12 protein-coding genes are annotated in these 12,598 nt (G+C 60.1%); 7 read left to right on the top strand and 5 right to left on the bottom strand.

Features of this window, described 5'->3' with window-relative positions:
• Positions 1–76: 76 nt before the first annotated feature.
• A complete protein-coding gene (locus ACXRVY_RS07530) occupies positions 77–898 on the bottom strand; it encodes a peptidoglycan DD-metalloendopeptidase family protein (protein WP_223460268.1) in 822 nt (273 codons plus the stop codon).
• 3 nt (positions 899–901) lie between these two features.
• Positions 902–2,281, bottom strand: a complete 1,380-nt coding sequence (xseA, locus tag ACXRVY_RS07525; protein ID WP_458237195.1) for an exodeoxyribonuclease VII large subunit — start codon at positions 2,279–2,281, stop codon at positions 902–904.
• 213 nt (positions 2,282–2,494) lie between these two features.
• Between xseA and ACXRVY_RS07520 the strand changes: the two genes are divergently transcribed.
• Positions 2,495–3,262: a sulfite exporter TauE/SafE family protein gene (locus ACXRVY_RS07520; RefSeq protein ID WP_223460274.1), complete on the top strand. Its 768-nt coding sequence runs from the start codon at positions 2,495–2,497 to the stop codon at positions 3,260–3,262.
• Positions 3,263–3,412: 150 nt separating this feature from the next.
• Here the strand turns inward: ACXRVY_RS07520 and ACXRVY_RS07515 are convergent, their stop codons facing one another.
• From ACXRVY_RS07515 to ACXRVY_RS07505, 3 genes are read right to left on the bottom strand one after another with little or no spacing between them, the layout of a single operon-like run.
• Complete coding sequence (locus tag ACXRVY_RS07515; RefSeq protein ID WP_223460276.1) at positions 3,413–3,820, bottom strand: DNA polymerase III subunit chi; 408 nt, start codon at positions 3,818–3,820, stop codon at positions 3,413–3,415.
• 8 nt (positions 3,821–3,828) lie between these two features.
• Entirely contained in the window at positions 3,829–4,257 is a 429-nt protein-coding gene (locus ACXRVY_RS07510) for a DNA polymerase III subunit chi (RefSeq protein WP_223460279.1), read from the bottom strand.
• Positions 4,258–4,317: 60 nt separating this feature from the next.
• Positions 4,318–5,808, bottom strand: coding sequence for a leucyl aminopeptidase (locus tag ACXRVY_RS07505; RefSeq protein ID WP_223460281.1), 1,491 nt, complete (start codon positions 5,806–5,808; stop codon positions 4,318–4,320).
• 323 nt (positions 5,809–6,131) lie between these two features.
• Here ACXRVY_RS07505 and lptF point away from each other — a divergent pair, with 323 nt between their 5' ends.
• The 6 genes from lptF to era form a co-directional block, all read left to right on the top strand.
• Positions 6,132–7,250 (top strand): LPS export ABC transporter permease LptF, encoded by a 1,119-nt coding sequence (lptF, locus tag ACXRVY_RS07500; protein WP_223460283.1) that lies wholly within the window; start codon positions 6,132–6,134, stop codon positions 7,248–7,250.
• Positions 7,243–8,304 (top strand): LPS export ABC transporter permease LptG, encoded by a 1,062-nt coding sequence (gene lptG, locus ACXRVY_RS07495; protein ID WP_458237194.1) that lies wholly within the window; start codon positions 7,243–7,245, stop codon positions 8,302–8,304. The genes lptF and lptG overlap by 8 nt, the downstream gene beginning before the upstream one ends.
• A gap of 171 nt (positions 8,305–8,475) precedes the next feature.
• Positions 8,476–10,275, top strand: a complete 1,800-nt coding sequence (gene lepA / locus ACXRVY_RS07490) for a translation elongation factor 4 (RefSeq protein WP_458237193.1) — start codon at positions 8,476–8,478, stop codon at positions 10,273–10,275.
• A 5-nt stretch (positions 10,276–10,280) separates the two neighbouring features.
• On the top strand, positions 10,281–11,135 hold the full coding sequence (gene lepB / locus ACXRVY_RS07485; RefSeq protein WP_223460288.1) for a signal peptidase I: 855 nt from the start codon (positions 10,281–10,283) through the stop codon (positions 11,133–11,135).
• Between the two features lie 184 nt (positions 11,136–11,319).
• A complete protein-coding gene (gene rnc, locus ACXRVY_RS07480) occupies positions 11,320–12,009 on the top strand; it encodes a ribonuclease III (RefSeq protein ID WP_008053221.1) in 690 nt (229 codons plus the stop codon).
• Positions 12,002–12,598 (top strand): GTPase Era (gene era, locus ACXRVY_RS07475; protein ID WP_458237192.1); only part of this gene is annotated, 597 nt, incomplete at its 3' end. The genes rnc and era, both read left to right, overlap by 8 nt.

Raw genomic sequence — 12,598 nt, 5'->3', positions numbered from 1 at the left:
CTCGCTCCCACAGGTACAGCACAATCCTTGTGGGAGCGAGCTTGCTCGCGATGAGGCCAGAGGCCTTATTCACGGATCAGGGCTGAAACGCACCAATGAAAATAGCCGGGTCGACCCGCGCATCGTTCAGACTGACATTCCAGTGCATATGCGGCCCGGTCGCCCGGCCGGTCGCACCGACTTTGCCGACCACGCCACCCCGGGCCAGTTGTTGCCCCACCTTCACGTCGATTTTCGACATGTGGCAGAACATGCTGATAAAGCCCTGGCCGTGGTCGACAAACACCGTATTGCCGTTGAAGAAGTAGTTGCCGATCAGGATCACCTTGCCTGCGGCCGGGGTTTTGATCGGTGTGCCGGCGCCCACGGCGAAGTCCAGGCCAGAGTGGGGGTTGCGCTCTTCACCGTTGAAAAAGCGGCGCACGCCGAACTTGCTCGACAGCGGCCCGTTCACCGGTTTGTCCAGCAGCAGGTTGCTCGGGGTGTTGGGGCTGAATGTGCGGTAGGCCGCAATCTGTTCGGCCAGTTCACGCTCGATGCGCTTGAGATTCTCCGGGTCCGGATTGACCTGTTGGGTGTTCTTCAGGGTGATGCGCTGTTCCGGGTACTTCTTGTTGCCAACCGTAAAATTCAAATTATGACCGCCGCTGCTGACCGATTGAGCCCCTGGCTCGACCGTCAGTGGCACGCCGACGATGGCCAGCCAGTTGCTCTGTTCCTTGACCACCAGCACCGGTTTGCCTTGATAAGTGGCTTTTGGCGCCTGGGCGGACGTGCCCAGATCCACCACCGCAACGCCGCCCGGCACCGGTTTGTTCAACAGGCGGGTGATGTAGCTGTCGGCGTTGGCGTTGACGGTCAGGCACAGCAACAGCAGCGGAGCGAGGAAACGCGGCATGGATCAGTCCAGTAAAGAAAGGGTGACAGGCGTCAGGTGATTGTCTTCGACCCGCACTTGCAGTTCGCCTTCGCCCAACTTGGCCTTGAGACGCTGGCCGTTATGGGTTTGCGCGGCGCTGCGGATCGCGTTGCCGCGCTCGTCCAGCAAGATGCTGTAGCCACGGCCGAGGGTCGCCAGCGGGCTGACCACATGCAGCGTCTGCATCTGGCTTTGCAACTGCAAGCGACGGTTCTTCAGCCCTTCGCGGATCGCGCGCGGCAGGCGTTCGGCCAGGCTGTCGAGGCGCTGGCGAAGCATTGCCAGTTGCCGGCCCGGATGTTGTGCGGCCAAACGGGTTTCCAGGCGGATCAAGCGTTCGCGACGGGTGTTGAGGCTGCGCTCGAACGCGCGGCGCATGCGCATGTCCAGGTCATCCAGGCGTTGTGCTTGCTGGCGCAGGCGCTCGCCGGGATGACGCAGGCGCCGGGAAATGCCTTCCAGGCGTAGTCGATCGCGCATCAAGCGGTCACGCATGYGCATCACCAACCGTCGGTGCAGGCTTTCGACCCGACGCACCAGATCGCCGGAGTCCGGTGCCAGCAATTCGGCGGCAGCGGAAGGGGTGGGCGCGCGAACGTCGGCCACGAAGTCGCTGATCGATACGTCGGTTTCATGGCCGACGGCGCTGACAATTGGCGTCACGCAAGCGTCTACGGCGCGGGCCACGGCTTCTTCGTTGAAGCACCAGAGATCTTCCAGCGAACCGCCGCCTCGGGCCAGGATCAGTGCGTCGAAACCCCGGGCATCTGCCAGTTTCAGGGCACGGACAATCTGCGCGGTGGCTTCGCGGCCCTGTACGGCGGTGGGGATCAGGGTCAACTGCACCTGCGGTGCGCGACGGCGGAACACGCTGATGATGTCGCGGATCACCGCGCCGGTGGGCGAACTGATGATGCCGATGCGTTGCGGGTGCGCCGGTAGCGGGACCTTGCGCTCGGCACTGAACAGGCCTTCGGCGCTGAGTTTTTCCTTGAGTGCGTCGAAGGCCAGGCGCAAGGCGCCATCACCGGCCGGCTCCACGGTATCGAGGATCAGCTGATAATCACCGCGCCCTTCGAACAGCGAGACTTTGCCGCGCACCTTGACCGCCAGGCCGTCCTTCAAGGCCTGGCGAACCCGTGCCGCGTTTTGCCGAAACAGCGCGCAACGCACCTGGGCGCCGCTGTCCTTGAGGGTGAAGTACACATGGCCCGACGCCGGACGGGCGAGGTTGGAGATTTCGCCTTCGACCCAGATGTTACTGAACACGTCTTCGAGCAACACCCGCGCGCGGCCGTTGAGTTGGCTGACGGTCAGGACTTCGCGGTCCAGGCCGAGTCTTGCAAAGGGATCTTTAATCATGGGGCGCAGTTTAAAGGCATTCTGTGGTCAATCTCCATGATCCTGCACAATTCCCTTCTGGGAGGCTTTTTGTGGGAGCGAGCTTGCTCCGGGCGGCGATCCGACGATAGCGGTCCAGCAGGCGACATCGTCGGTGAATTTTAAGACGCCATCGCGAGCAAGCTCGCTCCCAGAAGGTTAAAGTCGTTGTCGGTAATCAAGGAAGACAGGGGAATGAGCGTGCTTGAGTTGTTAGGTCAATGGAATTTCGGTGCTGCGAACTGGCTGACCATCGGTACGGGCATCGCCCTGGCCTACATCGTGTTCGGCATCGCCGGCTTCGGTACGGCGCTGGTGGCGGGGCCGATCCTGATTCTGTTCATGCCGCTGTCGAAGATCGTGCCGTTGCTGGTGTTGCTCGATTTTGTCGCGGCATTTGGCAATCTGTTGCCTTCGCGGCGCGATGTGGCGAGGCCGGAGCTGTTGCGGTTACTGCCCTGCATGGCCGTGGGGTGCACGCTGGGGGTGATTTTTCTGCTGAACCTCAAGTCCGACCTGTTGCTGTTGTTGATGGGGGTGTTTATCAGCGCCTATGCGATTTACAGCCTGTGGATAAAGGCACGTCCGGCGCAGTTGTCCGCCGCTTGGGCGGTGCCGATGGGGACGGTGGGCGGAATGTTTGGCGCGTTGTTTGGCAGCGGCGGTTTTTTGTATGCGATCTATCTGAACAGCCGTTTGCCCAAGGAGGCGGCTCGGGCCACCCAAAGCGCGTTGATCAGCTGCAGTACGGTGGTGCGTTTGAGCCTGTTTGCAATCGCCGGTGTGTATGCCGATTTACCGTTGCTGGTGCTGGCGGTTTGTCTGTTGCCGGCGATGGCGCTGGGGCTGTGGTTTGGTCGACGGCTGACCATGAGGTTGTCTCGCGAGGCGTTCGTGCGCCTGGTGACGTGGCTGGTGCTGGTCAGCGGGATTGCATTGATTGGGCGTTACTTGAGCACCTGAAGGTTGCCCGTAGCGAGGCTTTTATGTGGGAGCGAGCTTGCTCGCGATGAGGGCGTCACATTCAACATCGATGTGTCTGTTCGACCGCTATCGTCGGATCGCCGCCCGGAGCAAGCTCGCTCCCACAGAAGAGCCCCCGCCGTAAGTTGTTCAGTCGTTGTACTGGCTCAACAACCGCTCCAGTCGTGCACTGAGGCGGCGTTTGATTTCGGTCTCGATGTGCGGGGCGAAATCGTCGATCACGTCTTGCATGATCAACTGCGCGGCGGCGCGCAATTCGCTGTCCAGGTGCAGCAAGTCATCCGGGTTCTTGCTGGCGGCAGGCGTCGATGTCGTCGCGGTGACAGGTTCAACGATGGGGGGCGGGGCTGTCGAAACAACGGGTGGCGAAGGCTCGCTGACGGCGTCGAACAGCATAGGAATCTGTTCCTGGTCACCGTCCTCGACCGTGTCGGTCAGCAGGGGCGGTTGCAGGTTGTCATCGCCGAGCAGTTGGCGGATCGACTCGAGGTCGTCCAGCAGGTGCGCGGACTGTTGCAGCGGTTTTGGAGTGTCCATTGAAAGGCTCAGAGTCGCTGTAAACGGTGATCTTGCAGAGGATAGCCCTGTTCGCGGTAGAAACGGAAACTCTCCCGCGCGGCCGCTCTGATCGTCGGATCCTCCACCACCACTTCCGCCACTCTGGCGAACTTGTTGGCGAAGGCCGGGACTTTCAGGTCGAGATTGACCAGCAGGTCCTGATGTTGTCCGCAGTCATTGCCCAACCCCAAAACAATCAAACCGTCAGGTTCGCTGTCGGCAGGGCCGTGGGGCACGAAGCTTTCGCCCTTGAACGCCCACAACCGCGCATCGAGATCGTCACGCTGGGCCGCATCGCTGCAATGCAGGTAGATGCGGTGGCCCATGCGCCAGGCTTTCTCGGTGAGCTTGCAGGCAAAGTCCAGGCGTGCCGAAGGATCGGCGCTGGGCAGGATATAGAAGTCGACTTTGGTCATTGCGGTTCCAGAGCGGCAAACGGCGTCACTGGAAAGTGACGCCGCAGCCCATCATCGGTTTCAGGCTTTGGCGCGGTCCAGCAGGTACTGGGTCAGCAGGGGAACCGGACGGCCAGTGGCGCCCTTGTCCTTGCCGCCGCTGGTCCAGGCCGTGCCGGCGATGTCCAGGTGAGCCCAGTTCAGGTTCTTGGTGAAGCGCGACAGGAAGCAGGCCGCGGTGATGGTGCCGGCTTTCGGGCCGCCAATGTTGGCGATGTCGGCAAATGGACTGTCAAGCTGTTCCTGGTATTCATCGAACAGCGGCAGTTGCCAGGCGCGGTCGTCGGCAGCCTTGCCGGCGCTCAGCAGTTGGCCGATCAGTTCGTCGTTGTTGCCCAGCAGGCCCGACGTATGGGAACCCAGGGCGACCACGCAGGCACCGGTCAGGGTGGCGATGTCGATCACCGCTTGCGGCTTGAAGCGCTCGGAGTAGGTCAGGGCGTCGCACAGCACCAGACGGCCTTCGGCGTCGGTGTTGAGGATTTCCACGGTCTGGCCGCTCATGGTGGTGACGATGTCGCCCGGGCGCGAAGCGTTGCCGCTCGGCATGTTCTCGGCACAGGCCAGGATGCACACCAGGTTGATCGGCAGCTTCAGCTCCAGCACGGCACGCAGGGTACCGAACACGCTGGCGGCGCCGCCCATGTCGTACTTCATTTCATCCATACCGGCGCCCGGCTTCAGGCTGATGCCGCCGGTGTCGAAGGTGATGCCTTTGCCGACCAGCGCGTACGGCTTCTCGGATTTCTTGCCGCCGTTGTATTGCATGACGATCAGGCGCGGTGGCTGGGCGCTGCCCTGGCCGACGGCGTAGAACGAGCCCATGCCCAGGGCCTTGATCTTCTTCTCGTCGAGGACTTCGACTTTCAGTTCCTTGAACTCTTTGCCCAGGTCTTTGGCCTGTTCACCGAGGAAGGTCGGGTGGCAGATGTTTGGCGGCAGGTTGCCCAGGTTGCGGGTGAAGGCCATGCCGTTGGCGATGGCAGTGGCGTGGGCCACGGCGCGCTGCACTTCAGCTTGAGCCGCCTTGATGGTCAGCAGGGTGATTTTCTTCAGGGCGCGGGGTTCGGCTTTCTGGCTCTTGAACTGGTCGAACTGGTACTCGCCATCGATCAGGGTTTCCGCCAGCAGACGGGTCTTGCCGTAGCTGTCGCGACCCTTGACCACGATTTCGTCCAGGGCCAGCACCGCATCACTGCCGCCCAGGCCTTTGAGGGTATTGAGGATGCCGGCGATGATTTTGCGGAACGGGCGGTCACCCAGTTCGTCGTCCTTGCCAACGCCTACCAGCAGCACACGCTCGGCCTTGAGGTTCGGCAGGCTGTGCAGCAACAGGCTCTGGCCAACCTTGCCGGCCAGATCGCCGCGCTTGAGCACTGCGCTGATCGCGCCGCCGCTCAGTTCGTCGAGTTGTTTGGCAACAGCGCCGAGCTTGCGGCCTTCGCCAACGGAAACCACCAGCGTGGCGGTCTTCAACGTTTCCGGGTTGACGCTTTTTACAACCAGTTCCATGTCCGGGTCCCTGAATTGATGGTTAGCACGCAAGCGCCCGACACCCTATGTGCGTCACTTGCCTGCATTTAAATAGAAAGCAAAAGAAAGGCGCCGGGATCGACCGGCCACAAAGGCCGCAGTTTGAACCTCGCTACCGGCGGCTGACAACCCTCGGTTGTACGATCTTCGGTGCTTTGACCGGCTGCTTGAGCTTGCGCAGTGACAGGTGCACCCAATCACAGGATAATGCGCCATCTTTTTTTCGGCGGCTCTGCCTTGCGGGCTGTCCGATACGTTTGCTTGTTTGGCCGCCTTAGCCTGACAACCCTGGAGTGTCTGGTTTGATCGTCTTCCGTTATCTATCCCGCGAAGTCCTGTTGACCTTGAGCGCCGTCAGCGCCGTGCTGCTGGTCATCATCATGAGCGGGCGCTTCATCAAATACCTCGCCCAGGCGGCCTCGGGCCTGCTGGATCCGGGTTCGCTGTTCCTGATCATGGGCTTTCGTCTGCCGGGGTTTCTCCAGCTGATTCTGCCGCTGGGCCTGTTTCTCGGGATCCTGTTGTCCTACGGACGCCTGTACCTCGATAGTGAAATGACCGTGCTCTCGGCTACCGGCATGAGCCAGCAGCGGCTGGTTTGGATGACAATGTTTCCGGCCACCCTGGTTGCACTCATCGTGGCGTGGCTGAGCCTGAGTCTGGCGCCACAAGGGGCCAACCAGTTTCAGTTGCTGCTGAACAAGCAGGACGCCCTGACTGAATTCGATACCCTGGAGCCAGGGCGTTTCCAGGCCCTGCGAGACGGTACCCGGGTCACCTACACCGAGCGCATGACGGATGACCGCGTCAATCTGGGCGGTGTGTTCATCTCGCAAAAGAACATCAGTTCCAACAACAAGGATCGCGGAATTTCTGTCCTGGTGGCGGAAAAGGGGCGTCAGGAAATTCGCCCGGACGGCAACCGCTACCTGATCCTTGATAACGGCTATCGCTATGACGGTAATCCAGGGCAGGCCGACTACCGGGCGATCAAGTACGACGAGTATGGTGTGTTGCTGCCAAAGCCGGACGTCAGCGACGAAGTCACCGACCGTGATGCGATGCCGACCCGTACGTTGATCGGCAGTGAAGACATTCGTTTGCGCGCCGAATTGCAATGGCGTATGTCACTGCCGTTGCTGGTGTTCATCGTGACCTTGATGGCGGTGCCGTTGTCGCGGGTCAACCCGCGTCAGGGCCGATTCCTCAAATTACTGCCGGCGATTCTTCTTTATATGGCTTACCTGACCATTCTGATTGCCGCCCGCGGTGCCCTCGACAAGGGCAAGATCCCCGCAGTGCTGGGCTTGTGGTGGGTGCACGGGATTTTCCTGGTCATTGGCCTGGGCTTGCTTTATTGGGAGCCCCTGCGTTTGAAGAGGGCGAGTCGCCGCAGCGCGCTGGAGGTGGCCCGTGGTTAAGCTGGATCGCTACATTGGTAGCAGCGTACTCATTGCGATTCTGGCAGTGCTCGGGATCATTCTCGGCCTGGCGACACTGTTTGCCTTCATTGACGAGATGAGTGAAGTCACCGATACCTACACCCTGCTCGATGTGCTGAGTTATGTGACGCTGACCGCGCCGCGCCGGATGTACGAAATGCTGCCGATGGCGGCGCTGATCGGTTGCCTGATCGGTCTGGGCAGCCTGGCCAGCAACAGTGAACTGACCATCATGCGTGCTGCCGGTGTGTCGATCGGCCGGATCGTCTGGGCGGTCATGAAACCGATGCTGGTATTGATRCTCGCCGGTGTGCTGGTCGGCGAGTACATCGCGCCGCCTGCCGAAACCACCGCGCAGGCCAATCGCTCGCTGGCTCAGGGGAGCGGTGATGCACAAAGCGCCAAGCACGGCTTGTGGCACCGCCAGGGCGATGAGTTCATTCACGTCAACTCGGTACAACCCAACGGCATCCTGTATGGCGTGACCCGTTATCGTTTCGACAACGAACGGCACATGCTGTCGGCCAGCTTCGCCAAGCGTGCCGAGTTCGACACGGATCACTGGCAGTTGACGGATGTCACGACCACGCTGTTCCACGAGCGCAGCACCGAAGTGGTTTCGACCCCGGATGAGCGTTGGGAAGTCGCGTTGAGCCCGCAGTTGCTGAACACCGTGGTCATGGTGCCGGAGTCGCTGTCGATCAGCGGCCTTTGGGGTTACATCCACTATCTGGCGGACCAGGGGTTGAGCAATGGCCGCTATTGGCTGGCATTTTGGGTCAAGGTATTGCAGCCGTTGGTCACTGCCGCGTTGGTGCTGATGGCCATTTCCTTCATTTTCGGTCCATTGCGTTCGGTAACTCTCGGCCAGCGTGTGTTTACCGGTGTGCTGGTGGGCTTCACCTTCCGCATCGTTCAGGATCTGTTGGGGCCTTCCAGCCTGGTATTCGGCTTCCCACCGTTGCTTTCGGTGCTGCTGCCGGCGGGTATTTGTGCCGTGGCGGGGCTCTGGTTATTGCGTCGAGCCGGTTGATGGCGGGTATTTTCCGGCCTGACAGGTAATAAAAAACGCCCCGGTCGCAAGACCGGGGCGTTTTTGTAGGCACCGTCTGACCTGCAAACGTGACGCTTGCGCCGTGGATCAGGTACAATTCCCGGCTATTTTTCGGCGGGCCATGCCTGCAGCCTTTTTGAGTGTTGATCCGTGAGTGATTTGAGTCATATYCGCAATTTCTCCATCATCGCCCACATTGACCATGGCAAGTCGACGCTGGCCGATCGCTTCATCCAGATGTGTGGCGGCCTGGCCGAGCGCGAAATGGAAGCCCAGGTCCTGGACTCCATGGACCTCGAGCGTGAACGCGGGATCACCATCAAGGCGCACAGCGTCACCCTGTATTACAAGGCTCGCGACGGTATCAACTACCAGCTGAACTTCATTGATACCCCCGGCCACGTTGACTTCACCTATGAGGTGAGCCGTTCGCTGGCTGCCTGTGAAGGCGCGCTGCTGGTGGTCGATGCCGGTCAAGGCGTTGAAGCACAGTCGGTTGCCAACTGCTACACGGCGATCGAACAGGGCCTGGAAGTGATGCCGGTGCTGAACAAGATCGACCTGCCACAGGCTGATCCGGACCGCGTCAGAGAAGAAATCGAAAAAATCATCGGCATCGATGCCACCGACGCGGTCACTTGCTCTGCCAAGACCGGTCTGGGCGTCGATGAAGTGCTCGAGCGCCTGGTGACCACCATTCCAGCGCCGACCGGCAACATCGAAGATCCGCTGCAAGCGTTGATCATCGACTCCYGGTTCGACAACTACCTGGGCGTTGTCTCCCTGGTACGCGTGCGCCACGGCCGCGTGAAGAAGGGCGACAAGATCCTGGTCAAATCCACCGGCAAGATCCACCTGGTGGACAGCGTCGGTGTATTCAACCCGAAACACACCCCGACCGTTGACCTGAAGGCCGGTGAAGTGGGCTTCATCATCGCCAGCATCAAGGACATTCACGGTGCGCCAGTGGGCGATACCCTGACCTTGAGCACGACGCCGGACGTCGACGTGCTGCCGGGGTTCAAACGCATCCAGCCGCAGGTGTACGCCGGTCTGTTCCCGGTCAGCTCCGACGACTTCGAAGACTTCCGCGAGGCGCTGCAAAAGCTCACCCTGAACGACTCGTCGCTGCAGTACACGCCGGAAAGCTCGGACGCCCTGGGCTTCGGCTTCCGTTGCGGCTTCCTCGGCATGCTGCACATGGAAATCATCCAGGAGCGCCTGGAGCGCGAGTACAACCTGGACCTGATCACCACGGCGCCGACGGTAATCTTCGAGCTGTTGCTCAAGACCGGTGAGACGATCTACGTCGATAACCCGTCGAAGCTGCCGGACCTGTCGTCCATCGAAGACATGCGCGAGCCGATCGTGCGCGCCAATATTCTTGTGCCGCAAGAGCACCTGGGCAACGTCATTACCCTGTGCATCGAAAAACGCGGTGTACAGGTCGACATGCTGTTCCTAGGCTCTCAGGTACAAGTGACCTACGACCTGCCGATGAACGAAGTGGTACTGGACTTCTTTGATCGTCTGAAATCCACCAGTCGCGGCTATGCTTCTCTGGACTACCATTTCGATCGTTACCAATCGGCTAGCCTGGTGAAGCTGGACGTGCTGATCAACGGCGACAAGGTCGATGCCCTGGCGCTGATCGTGCACCGTGACAACTCGCACTACAAAGGTCGCCAGTTGACCGAGAAGATGAAGGAACTGATTCCGCGGCAGATGTTCGACGTGGCAATCCAGGCCGCCATTGGCGGGCAGATTGTGGCGCGGACAACCGTCAAGGCGCTCAGAAAGAACGTATTGGCCAAATGCTACGGTGGTGACGTCAGCCGTAAGAAAAAGCTGCTGGAAAAGCAAAAGGCCGGTAAGAAACGCATGAAGCAAGTCGGCAACGTGGAAATTCCACAGGAAGCCTTCCTTGCAGTGCTCAGGTTGGATAGTTAGGTCCTATGTCACTAAATTTCCCGCTGTTGCTGGTCATCGCCGTATTCGTCTGCGGTCTTTTGGCGTTGCTCGATCTGTTGTTCCTGGCGCCACGGCGCCGGTCTGCCATCAATGCCTATCAGGGCAGTGTGAGCCAGCTTGATGGGGCAGTGGTCGAGAAACTGAGCAAGGAACCGCTGCTGGTTGAATACGGCAAGTCGTTCTTCCCGGTGTTGTTCATCGTGCTGGTGCTGCGTTCGTTCCTGGTGGAACCGTTCCAGATTCCTTCCGGTTCGATGAAGCCAACCCTGGATGTCGGCGACTTCATTCTGGTGAGCAAGTTTTCCTACGGGATCCGCTTGCCGGTGATCGACAAGAAAATCATCGAAGTCGGTGATCCGCAGCGCGGTGATGTGATGGTGTTCCGCTACCCGAGCGACCCGAACGTCAACTACATCAAGCGTGTAGTAGGCCTGCCGGGTGACACGGTTCGTTATACCGCCGACAAGCGCCTGTTCGTCAACGGTCAATCGATTGCCGAACAACTGGTCGGCTCCGAGCCGGGCACGCTGGGCAGCGCTGAGCTCTACAAGGAAAAACTCGGTGCGGCCGAGCACATGATCCGCAAGGAAATGAGCCGCTACCGCGCCATGCCGGACCATTCGTGGACCGTGCCCGCCGGGCACTACTTCATGATGGGCGATAACCGCGACAACTCGAACGACAGTCGCTACTGGGATGATCCAAGCATTCCCAAGGATCTGCTGGGCATGGTTCCCGACAAGAATATCGTCGGCAAGGCCTTCGCGGTCTGGATGAGCTGGCCGGAACCCAAACTCAGTCACCTGCCGAATTTCTCGCGGGTTGGCCTGATCAAGTAATCAAACACGGCGCTGTTGAACACAGCGCCGAATGCATTTCTGGAACCGGCACAATGGGCGCCAGATGCATGAAAACAATGATATTCAGGACGTTATTTTTGAACACAGCGTTAATTGTCCCAAGCCTGCGCCGCCTCACGGCGATGGCGGTGGAATCCAGCCACGAACTCAGCGTGGGTAAACCGTGAGCGTCTCCTTAAGCCGTCTAGAGCGTCAGCTCGGCTACACCTTCAAGGATCAGGAACTGATGGTCCTGGCCCTGACTCACCGCAGCTTTGCCGGGCGTAACAACGAACGCCTGGAATTCCTCGGTGACGCCATTCTCAATTTCGTCGCCGGCGAGGCGTTGTTCGAGCGCTTCCCGCTGGCCCGCGAAGGCCAGTTGTCGCGTTTGCGCGCGCGTCTGGTGAAAGGTGAGACTCTGGCCGTACTGGCCCGTGGTTTCGATCTGGGCGAATACCTGCGCCTGGGTTCGGGCGAGCTGAAAAGTGGAGGTTTCCGTCGCGAGTCGATTCTGGCCGATGCACTGGAAGCGCTGATCGGTGCGATCTACCTCGATGCCGGCATGGAAATGGCCCGCGAACGTGTGCTTGCCTGGCTGGCCGGAGAGTTCGAAGGCTTGACGCTGGTCGACACCAACAAAGATCCAAAGACCCGCCTGCAAGAATTCCTGCAGTCCCGTGGTTGTGAGCTGCCGCGTTACGAAGTGGTGGATATCCAGGGTGAGCCGCATTGCCGGACGTTCTTCGTCGAATGCGAAATCATCTTACTGAATGAAAAAAGCCGAGGTCAGGGTGTGAGCCGTCGTATTGCCGAACAGGTAGCGGCCGCCGCAGCTCTGATTGCCCTGGGTGTGGAGAATGGCAATGACTGATACAAACGCAACTCGCTGTGGCTATGTTGCCATCGTCGGCCGTCCGAACGTGGGCAAGTCCACACTGCTGAATCACATCCTGGGTCAGAAGCTGGCGATCACCTCGCGCAAACCGCAAACCACCCGTCACAACATGCTCGGCATCAAGACCGAGGGCGACGTGCAGGCGATCTACGTCGACACCCCTGGCATGCACAAGGGCGGCGAAAAGGCTCTGAACCGCTACATGAACAAGACCGCTTCGGCGGCGTTGAAAGACGTCGACGTGGTGATCTTCGTGGTGGACCGCACCAAGTGGACCGAAGAGGACCAGATGGTTCTCGAGCGCGTCCAGTACGTGACCGGCCCGCTGATCGTGGCGCTGAACAAGACCGACCGTATCGAAGACAAGGCCGAGCTGATGCCGCACCTGAGCTGGTTGCAGGAGCAGCTGCCGAATGCGCAGATCATCCCGATTTCCGCGCAGCACGGGCATAACCTCGATGCGCTGGAACGAGTGATTGCCGAGCACCTGCCGGAAAACGATCACTTCTTCCCGGAAGACCAGATCACCGACCGCAGTAGCCGTTTCCTCGCCGCTGAACTGGTG

The sequence above is a fragment of the Pseudomonas sp. P5_A2_2 genome, assembly GCF_054177685.1.
This window is presented reverse-complemented; position numbering and strand designations above follow the sequence as displayed.